At 68.2% G+C, this 23,669-nt stretch carries 25 protein-coding genes; 12 read left to right on the forward strand and 13 right to left on the reverse strand.

The features are described from left to right. Positions 1-34: 34 nt before the first annotated feature. From L687_RS30375 to L687_RS30385, 3 genes are all read left to right on the forward strand, one after another. Positions 35-1,696: an ABC-F family ATP-binding cassette domain-containing protein gene (locus tag L687_RS30375; protein WP_021199567.1), complete on the forward strand. Its 1,662-nt coding sequence runs from the start codon at positions 35-37 to the stop codon at positions 1,694-1,696. Beyond that, entirely contained in the window at positions 1,693-2,247 is a 555-nt protein-coding gene (locus L687_RS30380) for a GNAT family N-acetyltransferase (protein ID WP_021199568.1), read from the forward strand. The genes L687_RS30375 and L687_RS30380 overlap by 4 nt, the downstream gene beginning before the upstream one ends. A gap of 157 nt (positions 2,248-2,404) precedes the next feature. Further along, positions 2,405-2,980 carry an alpha/beta fold hydrolase gene (locus L687_RS30385; protein ID WP_021199569.1) on the forward strand — a complete coding sequence of 192 codons (576 nt, stop codon included), beginning with the start codon at positions 2,405-2,407 and terminating at the stop codon, positions 2,978-2,980. A 39-nt stretch (positions 2,981-3,019) separates the two neighbouring features. On the opposite strand, the gene L687_RS30390 is transcribed toward L687_RS30385, so the two are convergent. The 3 genes from L687_RS30390 to L687_RS30400 all read right to left on the reverse strand — a co-directional run bounded on the left by L687_RS30390 (position 3,020) and on the right by L687_RS30400 (position 4,370). Next, complete coding sequence (locus L687_RS30390) at positions 3,020-3,364, reverse strand: helix-turn-helix domain-containing protein (RefSeq protein WP_021199570.1); 345 nt, start codon at positions 3,362-3,364, stop codon at positions 3,020-3,022. Between the two features lie 107 nt (positions 3,365-3,471). Then, positions 3,472-3,771 (reverse strand): hypothetical protein, encoded by a 300-nt coding sequence (locus tag L687_RS30395; protein WP_017828684.1) that lies wholly within the window; start codon positions 3,769-3,771, stop codon positions 3,472-3,474. A 107-nt stretch (positions 3,772-3,878) separates the two neighbouring features. Further along, positions 3,879-4,370 carry a GNAT family N-acetyltransferase gene (locus tag L687_RS30400; RefSeq protein ID WP_084487307.1) on the reverse strand — a complete coding sequence of 164 codons (492 nt, stop codon included), beginning with the start codon at positions 4,368-4,370 and terminating at the stop codon, positions 3,879-3,881. 139 nt (positions 4,371-4,509) lie between these two features. On the opposite strand from L687_RS30400, the gene L687_RS30405 reads away from it, so the two are divergent. Continuing rightward, positions 4,510-5,052, forward strand: coding sequence for a Dps family protein (locus L687_RS30405; protein WP_021199572.1), 543 nt, complete (start codon positions 4,510-4,512; stop codon positions 5,050-5,052). 26 nt (positions 5,053-5,078) lie between these two features. Here L687_RS30405 and L687_RS30410 read toward each other — a convergent pair whose 3' ends face one another. After that, entirely contained in the window at positions 5,079-5,606 is a 528-nt protein-coding gene (locus tag L687_RS30410) for a DUF6328 family protein (protein WP_021199573.1), read from the reverse strand. 69 nt (positions 5,607-5,675) lie between these two features. Here L687_RS30410 and L687_RS30415 point away from each other — a divergent pair, with 69 nt between their 5' ends. After that, complete coding sequence (locus L687_RS30415; protein WP_021199574.1) at positions 5,676-5,879, forward strand: hypothetical protein; 204 nt, start codon at positions 5,676-5,678, stop codon at positions 5,877-5,879. 25 nt (positions 5,880-5,904) lie between these two features. Here the strand turns inward: L687_RS30415 and L687_RS30420 are convergent, their stop codons facing one another. Beyond that, positions 5,905-6,498 (reverse strand): 1-acyl-sn-glycerol-3-phosphate acyltransferase, encoded by a 594-nt coding sequence (locus L687_RS30420; protein WP_021199575.1) that lies wholly within the window; start codon positions 6,496-6,498, stop codon positions 5,905-5,907. 95 nt (positions 6,499-6,593) lie between these two features. Between L687_RS30420 and L687_RS42785 the strand changes: the two genes are divergently transcribed. Beyond that, positions 6,594-6,740 carry a hypothetical protein gene (locus tag L687_RS42785; RefSeq protein ID WP_021199576.1) on the forward strand — a complete coding sequence of 49 codons (147 nt, stop codon included), beginning with the start codon at positions 6,594-6,596 and terminating at the stop codon, positions 6,738-6,740. A gap of 34 nt (positions 6,741-6,774) precedes the next feature. On the opposite strand, the gene L687_RS30425 is transcribed toward L687_RS42785, so the two are convergent. Continuing rightward, positions 6,775-8,253 (reverse strand): MDR family MFS transporter, encoded by a 1,479-nt coding sequence (locus tag L687_RS30425; protein ID WP_021199577.1) that lies wholly within the window; start codon positions 8,251-8,253, stop codon positions 6,775-6,777. Between the two features lie 165 nt (positions 8,254-8,418). On the opposite strand from L687_RS30425, the gene L687_RS30430 reads away from it, so the two are divergent. Beyond that, complete coding sequence (locus L687_RS30430; RefSeq protein WP_021199578.1) at positions 8,419-10,476, forward strand: ABC transporter ATP-binding protein; 2,058 nt, start codon at positions 8,419-8,421, stop codon at positions 10,474-10,476. Between the two features lie 71 nt (positions 10,477-10,547). Here the strand turns inward: L687_RS30430 and L687_RS30435 are convergent, their stop codons facing one another. Genes L687_RS30435 through L687_RS30465 form a run of 7 tightly spaced genes read right to left on the reverse strand, consistent with a single transcriptional unit; the run spans position 10,548 to position 17,916 of the window. Beyond that, positions 10,548-11,321, reverse strand: a complete 774-nt coding sequence (locus L687_RS30435) for an SDR family NAD(P)-dependent oxidoreductase (RefSeq protein WP_021199579.1) — start codon at positions 11,319-11,321, stop codon at positions 10,548-10,550. Between the two features lie 31 nt (positions 11,322-11,352). Beyond that, positions 11,353-12,300: a glycosyltransferase family 2 protein gene (locus L687_RS30440; RefSeq protein ID WP_021199580.1), complete on the reverse strand. Its 948-nt coding sequence runs from the start codon at positions 12,298-12,300 to the stop codon at positions 11,353-11,355. 22 nt (positions 12,301-12,322) lie between these two features. Further along, positions 12,323-13,459 carry a cysteine desulfurase family protein gene (locus L687_RS30445; RefSeq protein WP_031207225.1) on the reverse strand — a complete coding sequence of 379 codons (1,137 nt, stop codon included), beginning with the start codon at positions 13,457-13,459 and terminating at the stop codon, positions 12,323-12,325. 35 nt (positions 13,460-13,494) lie between these two features. Then, positions 13,495-14,346, reverse strand: a complete 852-nt coding sequence (nadC, locus tag L687_RS30450; RefSeq protein ID WP_021199582.1) for a carboxylating nicotinate-nucleotide diphosphorylase — start codon at positions 14,344-14,346, stop codon at positions 13,495-13,497. After that, on the reverse strand, positions 14,346-15,869 hold the full coding sequence (gene nadB / locus L687_RS30455) for an L-aspartate oxidase (RefSeq protein ID WP_021199583.1): 1,524 nt from the start codon (positions 15,867-15,869) through the stop codon (positions 14,346-14,348). The genes nadC and nadB overlap by 1 nt, the downstream gene beginning before the upstream one ends. Then, a complete protein-coding gene (gene nadA, locus L687_RS30460) occupies positions 15,866-17,203 on the reverse strand; it encodes a quinolinate synthase NadA (protein WP_021199584.1) in 1,338 nt (445 codons plus the stop codon). The genes nadB and nadA overlap by 4 nt, the downstream gene beginning before the upstream one ends. Continuing rightward, positions 17,200-17,916, reverse strand: a complete 717-nt coding sequence (locus L687_RS30465) for an NUDIX hydrolase (RefSeq protein ID WP_021199585.1) — start codon at positions 17,914-17,916, stop codon at positions 17,200-17,202. Before L687_RS30465 ends, nadA begins: the two co-directional genes overlap by 4 nt. Before the next feature lie 269 nt (positions 17,917-18,185). Here L687_RS30465 and L687_RS30470 point away from each other — a divergent pair, with 269 nt between their 5' ends. The 5 genes from L687_RS30470 to L687_RS30490 are packed head-to-tail and all read left to right on the forward strand — an operon-like array spanning position 18,186 to position 23,600. Further along, positions 18,186-19,874 carry an ABC transporter substrate-binding protein gene (locus tag L687_RS30470; RefSeq protein ID WP_021199586.1) on the forward strand — a complete coding sequence of 563 codons (1,689 nt, stop codon included), beginning with the start codon at positions 18,186-18,188 and terminating at the stop codon, positions 19,872-19,874. Positions 19,875-19,914: 40 nt separating this feature from the next. Further along, the gene (locus L687_RS30475) at positions 19,915-20,910 is read left to right on the forward strand and encodes an ABC transporter permease (RefSeq protein ID WP_021199587.1); all 996 of its coding nucleotides are present in this window, start codon (positions 19,915-19,917) and stop codon (positions 20,908-20,910) included. Continuing rightward, positions 20,903-21,880: an ABC transporter permease gene (locus L687_RS30480; RefSeq protein ID WP_021199588.1), complete on the forward strand. Its 978-nt coding sequence runs from the start codon at positions 20,903-20,905 to the stop codon at positions 21,878-21,880. The genes L687_RS30475 and L687_RS30480 overlap by 8 nt, the downstream gene beginning before the upstream one ends. Continuing rightward, positions 21,877-22,728 carry an ABC transporter ATP-binding protein gene (locus tag L687_RS30485; RefSeq protein ID WP_021199589.1) on the forward strand — a complete coding sequence of 284 codons (852 nt, stop codon included), beginning with the start codon at positions 21,877-21,879 and terminating at the stop codon, positions 22,726-22,728. The genes L687_RS30480 and L687_RS30485 overlap by 4 nt, the downstream gene beginning before the upstream one ends. Next, a complete protein-coding gene (locus L687_RS30490) occupies positions 22,725-23,600 on the forward strand; it encodes an ABC transporter ATP-binding protein (RefSeq protein ID WP_021199590.1) in 876 nt (291 codons plus the stop codon). Before L687_RS30485 ends, L687_RS30490 begins: the two co-directional genes overlap by 4 nt. Positions 23,601-23,669: the final 69 nt, after the last annotated feature.

The following is a 23,669-nucleotide window of genomic DNA, read 5'->3' on the forward strand; positions in this document are numbered from 1 at the left end:
TGTGCACCACCCGCATGGGTGAAAGGATTGACGGATGACCGCAACACTCGTGGCCCAAGGGCTGGCCGGCGGGTACGGCCACCGCACCCTGTTCGATTCCCTCGACCTGACCGTCACGGCGGGTGACGTCGTCGGCCTCGTCGGGGCGAACGGGGCGGGGAAGTCGACCCTCCTGAAGCTGCTCGCCGGTGTCGACGAGCCCCAGGCCGGCACGATCCGGCTCTCACCGGCGGATGCCTTCGTCGGCTGGCTGCCGCAGGAGCACGAGCGCATCGTCGGAGAGAGTGTCGCCGACTACATCGGCCGTCGCACGGGCTGCACGGCTGCGACCAGAGAGATGGATGCCGCCGCCGCTGCGCTCGGTGACCCCAGCCTCGCCGCTCCCGGCACAGACCCGGCCGACATCTACTCCGTCGCGCTGGACCGCTGGCTGGCGAGCGGTGCCGCCGACCTCGACGAGCGACTTCCGGTGGTGCTCGCCGACCTCGGGCTCGACCTCGGGGGCGATCCGGCCGACGCGATGATGACCTCGTTGTCCGGTGGGCAGGCGGCTCGCGTGGGCCTCGCCGCGCTGCTGCTCTCGCGCTTCGACATCGCGCTGCTGGATGAGCCGACCAACGACCTCGACCTCGACGGGATCGAGCGGCTGGAGGCCTTCGTGCGCGGACTCCGCGGCGGTGTCGTCGTGGTCAGCCACGACCGCGAGTTCCTCGCGCGCTGCGTGACCCGCGTGCTGGAACTCGATCTCGCGCAGAACAGCAACCGGGTGTTCGGCGGTGGCTACGACGCGTACCTGGAGGAGCGGGCCACGGTCCGGCGGCACCAGCGTGAGAAGTACGACGAGTTCGCCGACAAGAAGGCCGACCTCGTCGCTCGTGCCCGGACCCAGCGCGAGTGGTCGAGCCAGGGTGTGCGCAACGCGATGAAGAAGGCTCCGGACAACGACAAGATCAAACGCAAGGCGTCGGCCGAGTCGAGTGAGAAGCAGGCGCAGAAGGTGCGTCAGATGGAGAGCAGGATCGCCCGGCTCGAAGAGGTCGAAGAGCCGCGCAAGGAGTGGCAGCTCGAGTTCACCATCGGCTCGGCGCCGCGTTCCAGCTCCGTCGTGTCGACACTGAGCTCGGCCGTGTTCCGGCAGGGAAGCTTTCAGCTCGGGCCCGTGTCGCTCCAGGTGAACGCGGGGGAGCGGATCGGCATCACCGGCCCCAATGGCGCGGGGAAGTCGACGCTGCTGCGCGGGCTGCTCGGGCGGCAGCTTCCGGACGAGGGCACGGCGAGTCTCGGTGCGAGTGTGCAGATCGGGGAGATCGACCAGGCCCGCGCCCAGCTCGTCGGCACGCAGCCGCTCGCGGTCGCCTTCGAGGGGCTCGTGCCGGAGATGGCGTCCGGCGAGGTCCGTACTCTCCTCGCGAAGTTCGGACTCAAGGTCGATCACGTGATGCGCGCTGTCGACGAACTGTCGCCGGGGGAGCGCACCCGCGCCGGACTGGCGTTGCTGCAGGCGCGGGGCGTCAACCTGCTCGTGCTCGACGAGCCGACGAACCACCTCGACCTGCCCGCGATCGAGCAGCTCGAACAGGCGCTCGAGTCCTACGAGGGAACCCTGCTACTGGTCACCCATGACCGGCGGATGCTCGCGACCGTGCAGACCGACCGGCAGTGGCGGGTGGAGGCCGGGCAGGTCGTCGAGGCATGACGAGCGTCGTCATCGACAGCGTCCCGCACGATCGGCTGACCACGAACGACCTGGCAGGGCTGCGGGAGCTTTTCCACGCCGAGTACTCCGCGGAACTCGGGGTGTGGAATCCTGATCAGCCCTACGGTTACGCGCCGCACGACCTCCATGTCATCGCCCGACTCGATGATGCCGTGGTGGGACACGTCGGCTGGGCGCGGCGCACCATCAGCGTCGGTGCAGCCGAGGTCGTGATCGCCGGAGTCGGTGGGGTTCTGATCGCCCCGCAGGCACGAGGAGAGCGGGTCGGCGCCCAGCTCATGGAGTGCGCAGCCGCATCGATGACGGAGGCCGGGGGCATCGCGTTCGGGTACCTCGGATGCCGTGAAGAGGTCGTCGCCTTCTACGAATCCTGCGGATGGCACCGCGTCTCTGCAGCGGAGCACTCGATCGATCGCGCCGGTCAGCCCACCACGCAGCCTCCGGGGCCACCGATTCTGACACTCCCGCTCGGCTCCCCACCGCGCAGGTGGCCCGAGGGCACGATCGATCTTCGCGGGCGGGCCTGGTAGCGGCCGACTCTGCTGATCCGCTGCCGGAACGTCTTGCTGACCGCCGGGTCGGGATACGCTGGAACATGGCGGCTTCGGCCGCGGTTCGGTCGCTGGCGTCCACCGTGGACGTTCCGCCGGAGTTCCTGACCCTGACGGCACGAGGAGATTGACGCCGATGACCGACACCCAGATCTTCGAGCCCGACGGCCGCGCGATCCCCTTCGTCGACGAGGGCGACGGTCCCGTCAAGCTCGTCCTGATCCAGGAGCGCGATCTGGCGGCGGATGTTCTCGGCGTCGTCGCGCACTACCTCGCCGAGGAGGCGGGCTTCCACGTGCTGCGCATCGGTCATCGCGCCGAGGTCAAGCATGAAGAGGTCTCGCTGGAGGATCGGGTCGAAGACGTACTCGCCGTGATCGATCACGTCGGTCTGGGCGACACCTGGATCGGCGGCCATGGCTTCGGCGGTACCGTCGCACGGGCCTTCGCTCTGGCCCACGCCGATCGCGTGAACGGCCTGGCCCTGCTGGCTGTCGAAGAGAATGACATTCCGCTCGCGCCGGTGATGCCGATCCTCATCATCCAGGGCACGAAGGACATCGACGCTCCGTTCGCAAACGGAGAGCAGCTGCAGTCGACGGCGCCGGAGCGCGCGAGCGTGAAGAGCATCGACGGGGCCGATCACATGTTCCCGATGACGCACCCGATCGAGACCGCCGTGGTCATCGAGGAGTACCTCGACTGGGACTGAGCACCTCGCCCAGAGGCCCTCGCCGAGCGACTTGACCCGCTATCGACCCTGACGCTTCTTGTACGGCTTCGGCTGCCCCTTCACGGCGGGCGTGCGGCCCTTGCCCTTCGATGCTTTGGCCTTTCCTCCGGCCGGGGCGGGTGCATTGCGCACCGGCTCCGGAGCCGCGGCGACCTCTGCCTTCGCTTCGACGAGGAGGAGTTCGCCGACAGGGGTGAGCCGGGTCGGGCCTTCGCGATGGACGATCGGATGACCGACCTCGGCTTCGAGCTTGTCGATCGACGTGTAGAGGGAAGCCAGCGGGATGCCGAGCTTTTCCGCCGCACGCGGGAAATGCAGTTCCTCCGCGAGGACGACGAAGCGGCGGAGCAGAGAGATCTTCACGGTGGCCTTTCCAGAGTTCGCACGGGTGTGCGAGCTTCTTCCAGGTTACGCGGTGCAGGCAGACGGATGCCGCGACCCCATCGGCCGCGGCATCCGGAATCCTTCGGTCAGGCGACCTGAGGGGTGACGGCGAAGGACACGGAGCCTTCGTCGTCGACGCCGGCATCGAGGATCTTGTCGTCGAGTGCAGCGGCCGCCGACTCATCGAGGAACAGCCGGGTGCCGGCGACCTCCACGACCTGGTCCTGCGGCTCGGGGTCCGCGGCGACGAGCACGGCGAGGCGTGCACCGCCCTCGGGTCCCTGGGCCTCGGTGGAGTGGATGCGGAGCCCGGCATCCGGTGCGTCGGTCTGACGGCTGACAAGGGTCGTCACGATGGCGGAGGCGTTGTCGGTGAGGGTGAGCACGAGACTCTCCTTCCGGTTGGGGCATGCCACGGTCGCGGCATGTCCGGGCCACGATGCCGGACCTCGGAGATCGTCTCAACCCCCTTGCGCGGATTCGGAGGAGGCTCTTACCCTGCTCGCAGGTTCTTGCGCAGAAACACCTGCGCGGTGCCGTCGCCGTCGGGCACCCGCTCATGCTCCTCATAGCCGCACGACTCGTACAGGCGGATGTTCGCCTCGCTCAGGCTTCCGGTGAACAGCTCGGCGACGTCTGCGCCCGAGGCCTTCTCGGCGCTCTCGAGCAGCAGCCTCCCGATTCCCTCGCCCTGCATATCGGGGGCGATCGCGATCCTGCCGATCAGGAGCAGACCGTCCTTCTCGACGTAGCGGATGGCACCGACGAGGCGCCCGTCGATGCGCGCCGTCAGCCCGGACTCGGACCGCAGCTCCGCCTCCAGCTCGGAGAGCGTCTGCGTCAGCGGCGGCATGTCGACGCTCCCGTAGATCGCGGCCTCCGAGACGAAGGCGGCGCGCTGCACGGTCAGCACCTCGCCGGCATCCGCGTCGCCGATCGGGGAGATCACGATCGCCGGCCGGGTTCTGCTCGGATCTTCGTTCACGGCGTCTTCGTTCACGGAGTCTGCTTTCACGTTGTCTGCGTCATTCACCCGAGCCACATTCCGGGTCGCCTCCCCACGGTGTCAACCCCCTCGCCGCGCGTCGCCGCCCCGGCTAGCGTCACCGGTAGGAGGTCACACCATGGCTGAAAGCAAGACCACGAAGACCGGCGGCTCGACGAAGGGCGCGGCGAAGACGACCAGGCAGCAGAACGCGGAGAAGGGGTTCACCGCCTCGACGACGCTCGCGAACAACCTGCAGGCGGTGCTCGTCGACCTGCTTGATCTCGCGATCCAAGGAAAGCAGGCGCACTGGAACGTCGTCGGACGCAACTTCCGCGACACGCATCGTCAGCTCGACGAGATCATCGACGATGCACGGGCCTTCAGCGACACGATCGCGGAGCGCATGCGTGCGCTGCACGCCGTCCCCGACGGGCGCAGCGCGACCATCGCGAAGACGACGTCGCTTCCCGAGTTCCCTGCGGGGGAGGTGTCGACGACGGAGACCATCGACCTGATCACCGAGCGCCTCGAGGCCGCGGTGGGAACGGTGCGCGACGTGCACGACGCCGTCGACGAAGAGGACCCGACCTCGGCCGACCTCCTGCACGCCATCATCGAGCGGCTCGAGCAGTTCGCGTGGATGGTCAGTGCGGAGAACCGGAGTCCGGCGGGTCGCTGAGCCCTCTCGCGTCCGCGGAGTCGCCGTCACTCGTCGGCGGCTCCGCGGACGAGAGGACGGCCACGCATGACGCGGGGCAGCGCCACCCACAGGGATACCACCAGGACGACCGCTGCGACGAGAGCGACGATCCCCGCCGTACGGTCCACCGTGAAATCGACGATCAGGGTCGTCACGCCGATGGTCAGGGCACCGATGACGACCAGGTCGATACGGACGATCCGGGCGGCGATGCGGACGAGGTCGGGCTTGCGACGGCGGCCGAAAAGTGCACGATGCATCCCCACCGGCGCGAGTGCGAGGATGGTCGCCACCGCAGCGAGAGCGACGAGGACGACGTACAGATCTCGCTGGAGCTCGTCCATGTCGGTGAAACGCGGCTGGAAGGCGACGGCGAGGAGGAATCCGGTGAGGATCTGCGTACCGGTCTGCATGACGCGCAACTCCTGCAACAGCTCGTCCCAGTTGCGATCCGCGCGTTCATTCGCGGTCTCGTCGCGTCCGTCGGCACGGTCGTCGAGACCGTCCCCACGACCAGATGGTTCTGATGTCATGGTCTCAGTGTGGATTCCGCACTCCGGTGCTGTCCAGACGCGTGCACCCGCAGAACGAAAGAAGGCACGATGACGCTCCCGCCGATCCGCGACTGGTGGTCCGAACTCTCGGAAGACGGGCGCCGGGCGGTGCTCGACAGCAAGACCCCGCACCTGGAAGAGGAGGTGCGCGAGGAGATCCGCGTCATCACCGGCGCCGTGGTCGGGATGGTGGAATCGCTGAGCGACGACGACCTCGAGTACGCCCGCTCGCACGCCGAGCACGAGGAATGACCTCCTGCGTGCACGGCTCGGTTGCTTACGCGTCGTCGGTCTCGGTCGTAGCCGCATCCTCTTCACGCAGCCGTGGTTCGGTGCGTCGTTCCGGGCGCACGCCGGCCTTGTCGGCGTAGAACGCGCGGATCCGGTCCATGTCCGACGCGACATCGCCGGTCAGGTCGATCGTCGGCCCGAGTCCCGTGGTCATGGTCGTCCGATCGACGAACCCGAGCGTCACCGGCATGCCTGTTTCTCGGGCGATCCGGTAGAAGCCCGATTTCCAGTACTCGTTGCCGCCGCGGGTGCCATCCGGGGTGACCACCAGGCCGAAGACCGTGCCGTCGTGGACTTGGCTCACGACGTCTTTCACCACGCGTGCCGGATCGGCGCGGTCGACGGGGATGCCGCCGAGGCGACGCATGACCGGTCCTCTCCAGCCGTGGAAGAGGCTCTTCTTCCCCAGCCAGTGCACGTCGATATCGAGCTTCCAGGCGATGGCGAGCATCAGGACGAAATCCCAGTTCGACGTGTGGGGCGCGCCCACGAGCACGGTCGGGCGCGTCGGCGCGGCCTCGCTCACGAGCGTCCATCTGCTGAACGCCCAGAAGATGCGGGCGAGGAGTCGTGTGAGCATGGATCAACCGTAGGGGAGAACAGCTGTCCGCCCGCTGTCGACGCCTCCCGGGCAGGTTCGGCGCCACCGCCTCCGGGCGGGCGTACGATCGAGGGATGAAGAAAACGCAGCAGGACTCCGTGCAGCAGGAAGCGCCCGTCGGGCTGCAGCCGCTCCTGGACTCTCTGAATCTGCTCGAGGGCGATGCTGCCGGCTATTGCAGCAATGGCGTCTGCCAGTTCCCCGCCCCGAAGAGCGAGTAAGCGGCAGACGCCATCGCAGGCCGTCTACGGAGGGTCAGTGACCGCCGTGGAAACCCTCGCCGGCATCGTCGGCGGGCTTGCGGACGAACGGGCTGAGCGCCACCGCCGCGAGCGAGATGATCGCCGCGATGAGGAACGCCATGCGGGCGCCGGGAGCGCCGGCGACCGCGGTCGACAGCCCCTCCTGCTCGCCCGCGTGCAGGATCGAAGAGTACGTCACCAGCAGCAGCGCGACACCGGCCGCGCCGCCGACCTGCTGCAGCGTGTTCAGCACCGCAGAACCGTGCGAGTACAGCGATCGCTGGAGCGACCCGAGCGAGGCGGAGAACAGCGGCGTGAAAGACATCGCCAGGCCGACCGACATCGCCGCCTGCACGATGATGAGAACCCACCACACGGTGTGCTCGCCCACCGTCGAGTAGAAGAAGAGCGACGCCGAGACCAGGATCGTGCCGGGGATGAGCAGCGGACGCGTGCCGCGCGCATCGTAGACACGGCCCATGACGGGCCCGAGCAGCCCCATGAGCAGCGAGCCCGGAAGCAGGATCAGGCCGGACTGCAGCGGGTTGAGACCGGCGACGTTCTGCAGATACTGCGGAAGCAGCGTCAGCGTGCCGAACATCGACAGCGCCAGGATCGACATGATGATCACCGACAGCGTGAAGTTGCTGGAGCGGAACACGCGCAGATCGAGCAGCGCGTCGTCGACGCGCTGCAACACGAGCTGACGCCAGACGAACAGGCCGAGCGACACCGCGCCGACCACCAGCGAGATGATGCCGGCGGTCTCGCCCGATCCGCCCTCGCCGCCGAACTGGCTGAGTCCGAACACGATGCCGCCGAAGCCGAGCGCCGCGAGCGGGATCGACAGCACGTCGAGCGGCACGGCGCGTGTCTCACCCAGGTTCGTCATCCACTTGACGCCCATGAACAGGGCGATGAGGGAGATCGGGAGGATGATTCCGAACAGCGCGCGCCAGCTGGCGAGTTCGAGCACCGCACCCGCGAGGGTCGGGCCGATGGCGGGAGCGAGCGAGATCACGAGGCCGACACGGCCCATCATGCGACCGCGGGACTGCGGCGGCACGACGTTCATGATCGTCGTCATGAGCAGCGGCATCATGATGCCGGTACCGGCCGCCTGGATCACACGGCCGACGAGCAGCACGGCGAAGCCGGGGGCGACGAGCGCCACGAGCGTGCCGAGCGAGAACGCGATCATCGCGGCGATGAAGACCTGACGCGTCGTGAACCGCTGCAGGATGAACCCGGTGGTCGGGATGACCACGGCCATGGTGAGCATGAAGGCGCTCGTGAGCCACTGGCCGAGCTCGGGCGGAATGCCCAGGTCGGTGTTCAGATGAGGGATCGCGATCCCCATCGTGGTCTCGTTGAGGATGGCGACGAAGGCGGCGACCAGTAGCAGCCAGATCACCCGCATGTCCTTGCGGGAGATCTCGCCCCCTGCCGCTGCGGGGGTCGTCGAGATGGAGCCGGTATCGACGGCAGACATGGGCGGCCTCCAGGGCGAAGAAGAAACGGAGTATCGCGAGAGTTCGCAAGAGTCACTCAGCGTAACGGCAGCCGCGGACATTTCATTCCGAATTCACAGATATCCGCCGACGGCGGAGGCGCGGGCCTCGGTGTCCCCGCACGTGAGTACGCTGGCGCCATGAGCATGGGCGGCGGCATGGGCGGTGGCCCGCGGGGTGGTGGCTTCCGCGGGGTCGACGAGAGCGCGCAGCGGAAGCTGAATGCCGAGGCCCCCCGGATCAACGGCCTCGGTGCGCGGGTCGTCTCGCTGTTCCGCGCGTATCGCTGGCGTATCTTCTCCACCGGCATCCTGGTGGTGGTCGGCGCCGCGATAGCCGTCGTGCCGCCGCTGATCGTGCAGCGGATCTTCGACGATGCGCTGTTCCCCGTCGCCGGGGGAGGGCCGCACCTCGAACTGCTGGCCTGGCTCGTCGCCGCCATGATCGGTCTCTTCCTGCTCTCCGCCGCTCTCGGAGTGGCCCAGACCTGGCTCACGGCAACGGTCGGCAACAGCGTCACCGGCGACCTGCGTGTGAAGCTGTTCGAGCACCTGCAGGCGATGGAACTCGGCTTCTTCACCCGCACCAAGACGGGCGTCATCCAGTCACGCCTGCAGAACGACGTGGGTGGCGTCTCCGGCGTGCTGACGAACACCGTCACCAGCATTCTGGGCAACGTCGTCACGGTGATCGCCTCGCTCGTCGCGATGATCCTGATCGACTGGCGTCTCACGCTCATCGCCGTGATCATGATGCCGTTCCTGATCGTCGTCCAGCGCAAGGTGGGACAGGTGCGGGCACGTATCGCCGGAGAGACGCAGGAATCGCTGTCCGAGCTCACCTCGATCACGCAGGAGACGCTGAGCGTCTCGGGCATGCTGCTGTCGAAGGCCTTCAACCGCCAGCGCACCGAGTCGGAGCGCTACCAGGCGGAGAACCGCAACCAGGTGGTCCTCCAGGTGCGCCGGGCGATGAGCGGCCAGGGTTTCTTCGCCGTCGTGCAGGTGCTGATGGCCAGCGTGCCCGCCGTGATCTATCTCGTCTCCGGATACCTGATCGCCGGCGGCACGGGGGCGATCACCGCAGGAACCGTCGTCGCGTTCACCACGGTGCAGGCGCGGCTGCTCATGCCGTTGATGGGGCTGATGCGGGTGTCGCTCGATCTGCAGACGTCGTCGGCGCTGTTCGCGCGCATCTTCGAATACCTCGACCTCGTCCCGGAGATCCAGGATGCGCCCGACGCGATCACGGTCGACGAAGCACCCGGGCCGCGAGGACGCCTGGAGTTCGCCGAGGTGGTGTTCCGCTACCCGGACGCGTCCTCCGACGCCCGCCCGACGCTCGACGGAGTGTCCTTCGTGGCGGAACCCGGCCAGCACGTCGCGTTCGTGGGCCCCTCGGGCGCCGGCAAGACCACGATCCTGTATCTGGCTCCGCGCCTGTACGAGGCGAAGGGCGGAGCCGTGATGTTCGCCGGTGCCGACGTGCGCGCGCTCACTCAGGAGTCGATCATCGACAACGTCGGCATCGTGTCGCAGGAGACGTACCTTTTCCATGCCACGATCCGTGAGAACCTGCGCTATGCCAAGCCCGATGCGACCGAGGAAGAACTGATCGCCGCCTGCACCGCCGCGAACATCCACCACATCATCGCCGGCTTCGAGCAGGGCTACGACACCGTGGTGGGGGAGCGCGGCTACCGGCTCTCCGGTGGCGAGAAACAGCGCATCGCGATCGCCAGGGTGCTGCTGAAAGACCCCCCGGTGCTGCTCCTCGACGAAGCGACCTCGGCACTCGACACGGTCTCGGAGCGCGTGGTGCAGGAGGCGCTCGACGAGGCCGCGAAGGGGCGCACGACCCTCTCCATCGCCCACCGGCTCTCGACGGTGATGGGCGCGGACGTGATCCACGTTCTGGAGGCCGGGCGCATCGTCGAGTCGGGTTCGCACGTCGAACTGCTCGCCCGCGGCGGTCTGTATGCCGAGCTCGCGGCCGAGCAGGTGGCGGCGTCGCGCGTGCTCGAGACCGAGGCCGCCGTCGAGGAGGAAGTGACCGGGGGCGCCGTGGCACCCCTCGCCGATCGCCGCGCGGACAAGGCGCCCGCCGATTCCGCGGGGGCCGATGCGGTCGCGACCATCACCGCTGCGGTGCCGCTGCTCGCCGAGCCTCGACCGGACGAACGGGTCTACCCGCCTGAGCCCTGAGCCCTGAGCCCTGAGCCCTGCGCCCTGCGCCCTGAGCCCTGAGCCCTGAGGAGGCGTCGTGGCACCGCGCGTCAGTGCACCGAGAGGCCGCCGTCGACGAACAGCGACTGGCCGGTGACGTAGGCCGAGCCGGCTCCGGCAAGGAACACCGCCGCTCCCGCGAAGTCGCTCGGCAGACCGTTGCGCCCGATCATCGTGCGCGCGGCGAGCTCCGCGACCTTCGCCGGGTCCTGCTGCAGCCGGGCGTTCAACGGGGTGAGCACGAAGCCGGGGACGAGCGTGTTGCTGGTGACGCCGGTGCCACCCCAGGCCTCGGCCTCGGAGCGCATGAGCGATTCCACCGCGCCTTTCGACGCGCCGTAGATGCCGCTGCCCACGAAGGCGCGGTGGGCCTGCTGGGAACTGATGTGAATGAGTCGACCGTACCCGCGTGCGGCCATGCCCTGCGCAAAGCGCTGACCGAGCAGGAACGGCGCGAGGGCGTTGACCGTCATCGTCGCGTCCCAGTCGTCTTCGGTGATCTCCGCGAACGGCGGGCGGATGTTGATGCCGGCGGAGTTGACGAGGATGTCGGGCGCGCCGAACGGTGCGGCCGCGGCTTCGCCGACCGCGTGGATCCCGTCCCTCGTGCTGAGGTCGCCGATCACGCCGTGGGCGCGGCATCCGAGCGCGCGCAGCTCGTCGACCGTCTCGCGGATGCGATCCTCACCGCGCGCGACGATGACCGTCGACGCTCCGGCGCGAGCGAGTGCGGTGGCGATCCCCCGGCCGATCCCGGAGCTGCCGCCGGTGACGACGGCGGTGCGACCGTCGAGTGAGAACAGGGAGGAGAGGTAGTCGTTCATGTGTTCACCGTCAGGGTTCGGAGGGCGGGGATCACCACGCGAGCGCGGCGGCGATGGCGGGGTCGGGCGCGGCGTCGGCGAACTCGGGGAGGGCCCGCAGCTCCGAGATGAAGGCGTCGACCTCGGCGGCGTAGGTCGGGTCGGCATGGCTCTCGGCGCTCTCGAGGAGCGAGGCGACGTCCATCGCGAGGATGAGTTCGATGCGAGCGGTCACCGAGGCGTGGGCACCGGCCTCGTGCAGCACGTGGAGGCCGCCGCGGAGGGCCGCGAGGTAGTCGCGCAGCACCGGCAGCTGTGCCTTGCCCTGAGTGATTGAGGTGCCATCGGCGCGGAGCCGCCAGCGCACGACCACATCGGGGATCACATCGAATGCGCGTGCCCGGGTGTACATGAGCTGCGCGACCACCTGGTCTTCGTAGGCGACCCCCTCGGGGAAGCGCAGGTCGTGCCAGAACGAGGTGCGGCTCACCTTCGACCAGGCGACGATGTTCGAGACCGCCAGGGGGTGCGCGGCGAGGGTCGTGCCGAGTCGCTCCGGAGACGTGGCCGCAGCGACCCAGGGCTGCACGCGGCCGGCGACGTAGCCGTCACCGCGGACCCGCGAGCGTACGTAGGCGCTGGCGACGAAGTCGCTTCCGGTCCGGCCCAGTGTCTCCGTCATGCGGGCGAGGGCGTTCGGCAGCAGTTCGTCGTCGCCGTCGAGGAAACCGAGGTACGGGGTGTCGACGAGCTCCAGACCGACATTGCGCGCGGCGCCGAGACCGCGGGAGGCCCCGTGGCGGATCGTCGTGAAGCGGGGGTCTTCGGCTGCGGCGGCGTCGAAGATCGCTCCTGTGTCATCCGTCGAGCCGTCGTCGATGAGGATCGCCCGCCATCGTGACTCGGTCTGCGCGCGCAGCGAGTCGAGAGCGGCGGGGGCGAAGGCCGCGATGTCGCGTCCGGGGACGATCAGCGTCACGATCGGGGCGGAGGCAGTCACCTGCTGAGTCTATGACCGTGGCTCAGCCGCGGGCCGCGCGCACCGACTCGGCGACGAGCACAGCCAGCCGTTCGGGAGCATCCGGGGGCAGAGCCGCGCGATCGAACGTGAAACGTACGGCGGTCTGCGCCACTTCGGGGGCCACACCGCAGGCGAGCAGCACGTGCGACGGCTCGTCGCTGCCCGCCGCGCATGCCGATCCGCTCGACGAGATGACCCCGCGGCGCTCCAGCTCGAGCAGAATCGACTCCCCGCTGGTGCCGGCGAACGTGAAGCTCGCCGTTCCGGGCAGACGGCCTCGGGAATCCCCGGTGAGCGTGGCATCGGGGATGCTCGTGAGCACCTGGGTGATGAACCGCGCGGTCGCCGATCCGACCTGCGCCGCAACCGTTACGCGTTCCGTCTCGGCGAGTTCCAGCGCCGTCGCGAGTGCGACGGCGCCCGCGACGTTCTCGGTGCCTGAGCGTCTCCCGCGCTCCTGGCCGCCGCCGTGCAGCAGCGGCTCCACCGGCACGCGCCCACGGACGGCCAGGGCACCGATGCCTTTCGGAGCCCCGAGCTTGTGGCCGGCGATCGACACCGCGTCTGCGCCGAGATCACCCAGAGGGAGCCATCCCGCCGACTGCACGGCATCCAGATGCAGGGGGACGCGGGCGGCACGGGCGACGGCGGCGAGCGCCGACACATCCTGGACGGTGCCGATCTCGTTGTTGGCGTGGCCGATCGAGATCAGAGCGGAGTCGTCCCTGATCGCCGCAGCCAGGTCATCCGGGTCGATCCGTCCGCGCGAGTCCACGGGCAGGAGGGAGACCTCGATGGCGTGGAAGCGTCGTAGATAGTCGGCGGATCCGAGGATCGACTCGTGCTCGATCGGCGAGGTCACCAGATGCCGCCGCCCCGTCTCGAGAGCCGCGAGCATGATGCCCTTCACCGCGAGGTTGTTCGCTTCGGTGCCGCCGGCGGTGAACACGACGTCGCCCGTCCGCATCCCCAGCACGCGCGCCACCCGTGCACGGGCATCGTCGAGCGCGCCCGCCGCGGCCTCGCCGGCCGTGTGATGGCTCGACGGGTTTCCGAACACGCCGGAGAGGAACGGCCGCATCGCTTCGAGCACCTCCGGTCGTACCGGGGAGGTCGCGGCGTGATCGAGGTAGAGCATGCCGGTGCGGGGCAGGTCCGAGGGCGACATCGCGGTCAGTCGATCCGCAGATCCAGGCCCAGATCGAGGGCGCGCGCGGAGTGTGTCAGCGCCCCCACCGAGATCACGTCCACTCCGGTGCGGGCGATGTCGCCGACCGTGTCGAGGTTCACGCCTCCCGAGGCCTCGACCGTGGCACGGCCGGAGATGAGGGCCACCCCCGCGCGCAGGTCGTCGAGCGAGAAGTTGTCGAGCAGCACGGTGTGGGCACCGCCGTCGAGGACGGCGGGGATCTGGTCGAGCCGGTCGACCTCGACGACGACGTGGGTCGTGTGCGGGAGGCGGGACAGTGCCTCGCGGAGCGCCGTCGCGAGGTCGAGCCCCGAACGCGTGAGCACGGCCAGGTGGTTGTCCTTCGCCATCACGGCATCCGACAGCGAGTACCGGTGGTTGTGTCCGCCGCCCGATTCGACCGCATGCCGTTCGAACGCCCGCAGTCCCGGCGTGGTCTTGCGGGTGTCGGCGATGCGAGCACCAGTGCCCTCGATCGCGGCGACGTACGCGGCGGTGAGGGTGGCGATACCGCTCATCCGCTGCGTGAAGTTCAGGCCAACGCGCTCTGCGGTGAGCACACTGCGGGCCGACCCCGAGACCGAGGCGAGCACGTCGCCCGCGGCGAACTCGTCGCCGTCACCGACGTGCAGGTCGATGTCGAGAGTCGCGTCGGTGAGCCGGAACGCGGCGGCGAAGACCTCTCCACCACTGAAGACTCCGGGTTCCCGGGCGACGAGATCGGCGGTCGCGGTGGCATCCGCTGGCAGCAGCGTGGTACTGGTGACGTCCCCCCAGGGCGCGTCTTCTTCGAGGGCCGCGCCGACGACGCGGTTCATGGTGGCGGTGGTCAGCATCAGACGGGCTCCAGGATCGATGAGGGGAGGCGAGAAGAGGCATCGGCGGCGGTTCCGGCCGCATCGACACGATGGTGGGCGCCGACGGATACCGTGCGGGCGAGCGCTGCGGTGGCCGTCGCCTGCGCGAGCAGCAGCAGATTCGCGTCTTCGTGCGCCGACACGGTCGTCGGCGCCGGGCTCTCCGCGGTCCAGGTCTGCAGGACGTCGAGCGCGCGGGAGAGACCGTCTCTGTTCCGCAGCAGTCCGACGTCCTCCCACATCAGCCGCTGCAGCGCAGAGCGACTGAACGCGGGGGCGATCGCACCGCGGCTCCCTTCCGCACGGGGGCGGGCCTGAGGGGAGCCGTGCGCGACATCCGCCCAGGGTCTCGACAACGCCGCCGCCGCACGGGCCCCGAACACCGCGCCTTCGAGCAGCGAGTTCGACGCCAGACGATTTGCCCCGTGCACCCCGGTGCGTGCCACCTCTCCCGCGGCGAAGAGGCCGGGCACGGTGGTGCGGCCGTCGAGGTCGGTGACCACGCCACCCATCAGGTAGTGCGCGGCCGGCGTCACGGGGATCGGTTCGCGGGCCCAGTCGAAGCCGCGTTCTCTGGTCACCCGATCGATCGTGGGGAACCTCCGCGCGAGGGTCTCGGTACCGAGCATCGTGGCGTCGAGCCTGACCGGGGCGGCCTGAGCCGTGGCGCGGCGTGCGATCGCTCGCGCCACCACGTCGCGCGGTGCGAGCTCGCCGTCGGGGTGGCTGTCGAACACGAACCGACGGGCGTCGTCGTCGATCAGTGTCGCGCCCTCGCCGCGCACCGCCTCGGAGATGAGGAACGCGGGGCCCTTCGCCAGGATCGTCGGATGGAACTGGACGAACTCCAGGTCGGCGACCGCAGCGCCCGCCCGTATCGCGGCGGCGATGCCGTCTCCGGTCGTCCCCGCCGCGTTCGTCGTGTGCGCGTAGAGGTGGCCGGCGCCGCCGGTGGCGAGGATGACGGCATCGGCGGGGATCTCGGAGACCTCACCGTCGAGGAGGATCCGGATTCCGCGCACGGCGCCTTCCTGCCTCAGCAGGTCGACCAGGAAGGCATGTTCGATGAGGGGGATGTCCGTCCGCCGCACGGACGCGACGAGCGCCGCGGAGATCGCCGCGCCCGTGGCGTCACCTCCCGCGTGCACGATGCGGGCGTGGCGGTGGGCGGCTTCACGCCCGAGCAGCAGGGTGCCGTCCACCGCACGATCGAAGCCGACACCGCGTGCGATCAGCTCGGCGATCCGCGCCGCCCCGTCCGTGACCAGCACCTGCACGGCGTCCCGGTCCGACAGTCCCGCACCGGCGTCTCGGGTGTCGGCGGCGTGCAGTGCGGCGGAGTCGTCCGGACCGTAGATGCCGGCGACGCCACCCTGAGCGAGCCCGGTGCAGCCGTCTCCGAGGTCGCGCTTGGTGACGATCGTCACGTCGTGTCCGGCCTCGTGCGCGTGAAGCGCCGCGGTGAGTCCCGCGATGCCCGACCCGACGACGATGACGTTCATCGCGCGCCCGCGACCACCGGAGGCCTCGCCGCGAGCATCCGCTCCAGCGCCACGCGCGCGGGGTCGGCCACATCGTCGGAGACCGTGATCCGGTTCGGCGTGCGGCCGGCCACCAGCTCCTCCAGAACCCAGGCCAGGTATCCGGGGTGGATGCGGTACATCGTCGAGCAGGGGCACACCACCGGGTCGAGGCAGAAGATCTCGTGCTGCGGGTACTGGGCGGCGAGCCGGCGGACGAGGTTGATCTCCGTGCCGATCGCGAACGTGGTCGGCTCGGTGGCCGCGTCGATCGCTCGGCGGATGTACTCGGTCGAACCGGCCTCATCCGCCGCGTCGACGACCTCCATCGGGCACTCGGGGTGCACGATCACGCGCACGCCGGGGTGCTCGGCACGGGCCTGGTCGATCTGGCCGACGGTGAAGCGCCGGTGCACCGAGCAGAAGCCGTGCCACAGGATCACGCGCGAGTCGAGCAGCTCTGCGGCGGAGGATCCGCCGAGCGCTCGCCGTGGGTTCCACATCGGCATCTGTTCGAGCGGCACGCCCATCGCCTTCGCGGTGTTCCGACCCAGGTGCTGGTCGGGGAAGAACAGCACGCGGCGCCCACGCTCGAAAGCCCACTCGAGCACGGTCTCAGCGTTGGACGAGGTGCAGACGATCCCGCCGTGCCGTCCGACGAAGCCCTTGATCGCCGCCGAGGAGTTCATGTACGTCACCGGGATCACCGGCACGCGGCCGTCGGCGTCGACGGCGTCGAGGTCGCCGAGCACGTCTTCGAGCTGTTCCCAGCAGTCCTCGACCTGGTCGATGTCGGCCATGTCCGCCATCGAGCATCCGGCGGCGAGGTTGGGCAGGATCACCGCCTGGTCGGGCTGCGAGAGCAGATCGGCGGTCTCGGCCATGAAGTGCACGCCGCAGAACACGATGGCTTCGGCATCCGTCCGTCCCTTGGCCGCGGTCGCGAGCTGGAACGAGTCGCCGACGTAGTCCGCATGCTGCACGACCTCCTCGCGCTGGTAGAAATGGCCCAGGATCACGACGCGGTCGCCGAGGGTGGCCTTCGCGGCGCGGATCCGTCTGTCGAGCTCCTCCTCCGTCGCCTCGCGGTACTCGGTGGGCAGCTCTCCCTGACGCGGCGCCCCCGTCGGGATCACGTCGCCCATGGAAGAGCCGGGTCCGTAGCCCGGTCGCGCGTCGAAGTCCCACGGACCGGCGGCGAGGTCGGTGGTGCATGTGGCGTCGGTCGACGCGCCGCTGACGATGGCCTGGATCGCATGGTCGACCGAGGCGTCCAGCGGCGGGACGGCCGGCGCGGGGACGAAGGTGATACTCATCGGTTGCTCGTTTCTTCGGGACCGAGCGGGCCGCGATCGGCCAGCTCGACGTCGGTGTTGTCGCGGTACAGACGTGCAGGTCGGTGGCTTCCGGTGCGGAACCGGTCGGTGGGGAGCAGGTTGCCCGCGGCCTCCACCTGACGCCGGAAATTGGCGGGGTCGAGGGTGCGGCCGAGAATCGCCTCGTAGGCTTCGCGCAGCTCGGCGAGGGTGAACTCCGTAGGAAGGAATCCCTGGGCGACGCGGCTGTAGCCGACCTTGTTGCGCAGACGCCACAGCGCGTACTCGATGATCTTCGCGTGGTCGAAGGCCAGCTGCGGCAGCTCGTCGATGTCGAACCACTCCACGTTCTCGGGGGCATGACCGGACGCGCGATGCGCCGCGCTCTGCGCTGTCACATCGTCCTGTCGCAGCAGCGCCCAGTAGACGATCGACACGACCCGGGTGGGGGAGCGGTCGACGGCGCCGAAGGCGTAGAGCTGCTCGAGGTAGCTGGGGGAGAGTCCTGTGGTCTCGGCCAGGGTGCGTGCCGAGGCGTCGACGGGCGATTCGGTCGGGGTGAGCCAGCCGCCGGGGAGAGCCCATTGATCGGCGTACGGCTCGCGGGTGCGCCGCACGAGGGGCAGCGCGAGGACCGCGCGTCCGTCGTCCGTGCGACGCAACGTCAGGATGACCGTCGAGACGGCGACCCGGATGTCGCTAGTTTGAGTCATGGACACCTTAACCTCCGAGACCGATCTTAGTGTCATTCGGACACTTAGTGGGCGCAGATGACGGCGGTCCGCGTCGAGTCCGAAACGTTATCTCGTGGGCGCAGGGAAGCTTGTTCGGCGGGGCGGGGTTTGTTAGGTTACTGTCCTAACAAACCCCTTCGGGAGGAGCCGACCGGCTGCCTCCCAGGGCCCAGGAACCCCACCTCCGGGGTTCTGCTCCATCCGGAGCGATCCCTCCTGCAGTGCAGCACCGAGAGGAAACAAGAGAAATGATCCGTAACGGAAGGCGCAAGATTGCGCTCACCGCGATTGCCGGAGCATCCGTCCTCGCCCTGGGCCTCACGGCCTGTGGCGGCGGCAGCGACAGCGGCAACGCCGATGGCGACCGGGCCCTGCGTGTCTGGGCCGGCAGCCAGACCCCGATCGCCGCGAACTACAACCCGTTCGCACCGACAGTGCTCCATGGCGCGCTCGGACCGATCTACGAACCGCTGTTCTTCTACAACAAGACCGCGGACTCCGAGCCGGTCGGCCTGATCGGTGACTCGTTCGAGTACAACGAGGACGGCACGGTCATCACCGTGACCATCAAGCCCGACCTCAAGTGGAGCGACGGCGAGCCGCTCACGGCCAAGGACGTGGCGTTCTCGTTCAACTACGAGGCCAACAACCCCGAAGGCAACGGTCTGGTCTCCGCCGAGGCCACCGACGACACGACCGCCGTCCTGACCTACTCGTCCGCGCAGTACACCACGGAATTCCAGCGGATGGGGTCGAGCTACATCCTCCCCGAGCACGTGTGGAAAGACGTCAAGGACTTCGCCAACTTCACGAACGAGGACCCCGTCGGATCCGGCCCCTACGTTGTCGACAAGACCACGAGCGAGTCCTACACGCTGGTGGCCAACGAGAACTACCGTGATGCCGACAAGCTCGGCATCAAGAAGGTCCAGTACATCGCGGTCGACAACAACCAGACCGCTCAGGACCTGCTCGCCGCCGGCAAGCTCGACTGGACCGGCATGTTCATCCCGAACCCGGACGACGTGACCGGCAACGGCAAGATCGACTGGATCAACACGCCCCAGGACCCGACGGTTCTCTACACCTGCTCGAACGCCGACCTCGGCTGCACCGGTCCGCAGACCGACGTCGCCGTGCGTCAGGCGCTCAACGTCGCGATCGACCGCTCCACCATCAAGGACAAGGCGTTCGTCGGGCTGACGGGCGACATCTCTCCCGCGTTCACTCTGCTGCCGCGCGACGAGAAGTGGCTCGCCGATCCGGCCAACGAGGTCAGCCCGCAGGAGGCGAACGCCGCCGAGGCCGGTTCGATCCTCGAGGCCGCCGGCTACACCAAGGGCTCCAGTGGCATCTACGAGAAGGACGGTGTGCCGCTCGAGCTCACGCTCACCTCGGTCGACGGCTGGACCGACTACAACGACGCCGCGAAGCTGATCGCTGAGCAGGCTGAGGCCGCCGGTATCAAGATCACGGCATCGACCGTGCAGTGGCAGGAGTTCTCCGACTCCCGTCAGGGTGGCGACTTCCAGCTGATCATGGGTGGTGTGATCGGCACGTCCGTCGCCGACCCGTTCCAGATCTACCGCGACTGGTTCGGCGGCACCGCCGTCGAGTCGACGAGCCCCGTCGGCACGGAGGTCCCGGCAGGCCGTTGGAACTTCAGCCGTTACAGCAACCCGGTCGTCGACACCGCGATCCAGTCGGCGATCAGCACGAACGACGAGGCGACGAAGAAGGAGCTGTACGCGACGATTCAGACCGAGATCGTCCGTGACCTGCCCTACATCCCGCTCGTGATCAACGCGACGCAGACCTTCTACAACACGAAGGACTACACGGGCTGGCCGACCGAGGAAGACCTCTACGCCTTCCCGCCGTCCTGGGGTGCGATCGCGGCAGGCTACGTGCTGACGCAGCTGCAGCCGGTCAAGTAGTAAAGGAGTCGGGGAAGAAGGAAGTCAGGAAAACAGTGACATGAAGTTCTATGCACGAAGAATCGGGTTCTACGCGTTCACGCTCTGGGCCGCGATCTCCATCAACTTCCTTCTTCCCCGGCTCATGCCGGGGAACCCGGCCGACATCATGATCGCCAAGATGCAGCGAGCAGGCGGTGAGGTCTCCGAGACCGCCATCCGCAACATCAAGCTGCTGCTCGGCGGCGACGATTCCTCTCTCTGGGAGCAGTATCTGTCCTACTGGGGACGCATGTTCCAGGGCGATCTCGGAGTATCGGTCACCAAGTTCCCCACTCCGGTGACGGAGCTCATCGCCGGTGCGCTTCCCTGGACGCTCGTCCTGGTCGGCACCGCGACCGTCATCTCCTTCGTCCTCGGCGTCGTGCTCGGCGCCTGGGCCGGATGGAAACGAGGCACCTGGGTCGACCACCTGATCCCCGTCACGACTGTGCTCCAGTCGATCCCGTACTTCTGGTTGGCGCTGATCCTCGTCTCGGTGTTCGCGGTCGGTCTCGGCTGGTTCCCGATCTTCGGCGGGTACGACGTCTTCGACTACCCGGACGGCCCCGAGCCGACCTGGGCGTTCTTCACCGACGCCGTCGCGCACGCGATCCTGCCCGCTATCACGATCGTGATCAGCTCGGTCGGCGGGTGGATGTTCGGCATGCGCAACATGATGGTCTCCACGCTCGCCGAGGACTACGTGCTGACGGCGGAGGCGAAGGGTCTCCGGCCCCGTCGCGTGCTCACCACCTACGCGGCCCGCAATGCGGCGATCCCCTCGATCGCGGGCTTCTCGATCACGCTCGGTTTCGTGGTCGCCGGCTCGATCGTGATGGAGCAGGTGTTCACCTACCCCGGAATCGGCAAGCTGATGTTCCAGGCCGTGACCAACAACGACTACGCGCTGATGCAGGGACTGTTCCTCGTCATCACCCTGACGGTGCTCGCCGCCAACTTCATCATGGACCTCGTCTATGGCTTCATCGACCCGAGGGCTCGCCAGAATGTCTGACACGAAGAACCCGCTCCTGACGCAGGAGCCACCCGTCACCGCCCCGGCCAGCACGGTCTCGCTCGCCACGCAGCAGGGGCGCAAGCGTCGTCGCATCCTTCCCAGCACTTCGCCGAAGTTCATCGTCGGCGTGATCCTGGTCGCGGCCATCGTGCTGTTCGCGATCATCGCGCCGATCTTCTCGCAGGACCCGCGCAGCACGGCGAACCCTGCGCTCCAGCCGCCCTCCGCGGAACACTGGCTCGGCACCACCAAGCTCGGCAACGACATGTTCGCGCAACTGGCGATCGGCGCTCAGGGGTCCCTGCTCATCGGTGTGACCGCCGGCGGCATCGCGATCGTGCTGTCGTTGTTCTTCGGCGTTCTGGCCGGATATCTGGGCGGCTGGCGCGAAGACGGTCTCGCACTCCTCACGAACGTGATGATCGTGATCCCCGGGCTTCCGCTGGTGATGGTCATCGCCTCGTTCGTGCCGCAGCGCAGTTGGCAGCTCGTCGCGTTCGTGCTCGGCATCACCTCCTGGGCCGGGGCGGCATATGTGCTCCGGCTCCAGACACGATCGCTCCGCACGCGTGACTACGTCTATGCGTCGAAGGTCGCAGGGGAACGGTCGTTCCGCGTGATCCTGGTCGAGATCATGCCGAATCTCCTGCCGCTGCTCACGGCCCAGTTCCTCTTCGCGATCATCTTCGCGATCCTCGGAGAGGCCGGCCTGTCCTACCTCGGTCTCGGCCCCAACTCCTCGATCACGTGGGGATCGATCCTCAACGACGCTCAGTCGGGGCAGGCCCTCGGACGCGGTGCCTGGTGGTGGTTCGTCCCGCCGGGGCTCATGATCGCGATTCTCGGTGCCGGCCTGTCGCTCATCAACTTCGCGATCGACGAGGTCATCAATCCGAAGCTGCGCAATGCGCCCGAAGCCGCGCGGCGTGTGCGCAAGGCCGCCAAGACCAAGGGAGTCACCGCATGAGCGAGCCGGTCCTGACGGCGCGGAACGTGTCGATCGAGTATGAGGTGGATCCGCCGGTGAAGGCCGTGCGGGATGTGTCGCTGACGTTGAACCGGGGCGAGATCCTGGGTTTGGCGGGGGAGTCGGGCTGCGGGAAGACGACCCTGGCCTACGGCATGAACCGTCTGCTCAAGGCTCCGGCTCTGATGACGGGCGGGGAGATCGTGTTCCATGACCGGGATGGTCATGACATCGACATCGTGGGACTGGACGGCGAGGGTCTGCGCGCGTTCCGGTGGGACAAGATCTCGATGGTGTTCCAGGGGGCGATGAACTCGTTGAACCCGGTGATCAGTGTCAAGGCACAGATCTTCGACATTTTCGACACGCACCGGCCCGGGATGAGCAAGAAGGCGAAGACCGCGCGGGCGGAGGAACTGCTGACGCTCGTCGGCGTGGACCCCAACCGCCTGTCGAGTTTCCCGCATGAGCTGTCGGGTGGCATGCGGCAGCGCATGATGATCGCGATGGCTCTGGCCCTCGATCCGCAGGTGATGATCATGGACGAGCCGACCACGGCGCTGGACGTGGTCGTGCAGCGGGGCATCATCCGGGAGATCATGCGGCTGCGGGAGAAGCTCGGATTCGCGGTGATCTTCATCACGCATGATCTGCCGATGCTGATCGAGATCAGTGATCGGATCGCGATTATGTTGCAGGGGCAGATCGTCGAGGAGGGAACGGCGGAGGAGATCTACCGGACTCCGCAGCACGAGTACACGAAGCGGTTGCTGTCGAGCTTCCCGTCGCTCAAGGGCGAGCGGGGCGACTTCGTCCGCACCGGTGTGAGCCAGGAGGGCGTCCGATGACCACGAGCATCACGAGCTCCACCGCGGCCGTGCCGCAGGTGGCGACGTTGGAAGCGCGGAATCTGGTGAAGGATTTCCACCTGCGGTCGGGATTCAAGACCAGCATCCTCCATGCGGTGAAGGACGTGTCGTTCACCATCGAGGCGGGCAAGACGGTCGCCCTGGTGGGGGAGTCGGGGTCGGGGAAGTCGACGATCGCCCGGATGCTGATGAAGCTGGAGACGCCCACCAGCGGCGAGATCCTGTTGGACGGGAAGGCGTCCGGGGCTCGGGGGCGGGCGTTGGAGCGCTACCGCGCGGACGTGCAGATGGTGTTCCAGGACCCGTTCGCGTCGTTGAACCCGTTCCACACGATCGTTCATCATCTGGAGCGGCCGATCCGTCTGCACCACCCGGAGCTGTCGCGGGCGCAGGTGCGGGAGCGCGCGGTGGAGCTGTTGGAGCGGGTGCGTCTGACCCCAGGGGAGAGTTTCGCGGAGCGGCGCCCGCACGAGCTCTCGGGCGGGCAGCGACAGCGTGTCGCGATCGCGCGGGCTCTCGCCCCGGGCGCCCGGTTCATCGTCGCCGACGAGCCGGTCTCGATGCTGGACGTGTCGATCCGGCTGGGGGTGTTGAACCTTCTCGCAGATCTGCAGCGCGAGGAGAACCTGGGTGTGCTGTACATCACACACGACCTGGCCACGGCGAGGCACTTCTCGGATGAGATCATGGTGCTCTACAAGGGCGACGTCGTCGAGCGCGGCCCCGCGGACGAGGTCATCCTCAACCCACAGCACGAATACACCAAGACGCTCCTCGGTGCAGCACCAGAGCCCGACAACCTCGGCCGCCTGCGCGACGAGGTGCGGGCCGAACTCGGCATCACCCGCTGACGGCCGGCGCTCCGCCTTCGAATCGCGTGAATGGTCGCGTCGGACCCCGGAACGGGACCATTCGCGCGA

It is taken from the genome of Microbacterium maritypicum MF109, from assembly GCF_000455825.1.
GTDB lineage: Bacteria > Actinomycetota > Actinomycetes > Actinomycetales > Microbacteriaceae > Microbacterium > Microbacterium maritypicum_A.